The 553-nt window shown below is 56.8% G+C and carries 1 protein-coding gene; it reads right to left on the bottom strand.

The genetic code is table 11. From position 1 onward, the window contains the following. A partial coding sequence (locus EGI20_RS18995; RefSeq protein ID WP_498633266.1) for a GTP-binding protein occupies positions 1-553 on the bottom strand: 553 nt, incomplete at both ends.

Below are 553 nucleotides of genomic sequence, written 5' to 3'. Positions count from 1 at the left end.
CTACATTGTCGCCCCTGAGCGCCGAAATCGGCACGAAGCGGATGTCGGGAATGGCGAGACGTTCGGCAAAATCCAGATAGTCGTCACGGATGCGGTTGTACACCGCCTCATCGAAGTCCAGCAGGTCCATCTTGTTGATGGCGACGATCACATGCTTGATGCCCAACAGGCTGACGATAAAGCTGTGACGCCGGGTCTGCGTCTGCACCCCGTAACGCGCATCGATCAGGATGATGGCGAGATTGCAGGTCGAAGCGCCGGTGGCCATATTGCGGGTGTACTGCTCGTGCCCCGGGCAGTCGGCAATGATGAACTTGCGCTTGTCGGTGCTGAAATAGCGGTAAGCCACATCGATGGTAATACCCTGCTCGCGCTCGGCGGCAAAATACAGCGGTACGATGTCGATGTTTTCCAGATAGATGTATTGCCAGATATCCAGCTCGGTCCAGTTGGAAAGCGGGAACACGCGTATGCTCTCGCCCTTGTTGACGCGGCTGTTATAGATATTCCACAGCTCGGGGCGCTGGTTTTTCGGGTCCCAGCGGTGCTTGCT

Source organism: Aquitalea sp. S1-19, assembly GCF_024343515.1.
This window is presented reverse-complemented; position numbering and strand designations above follow the sequence as displayed.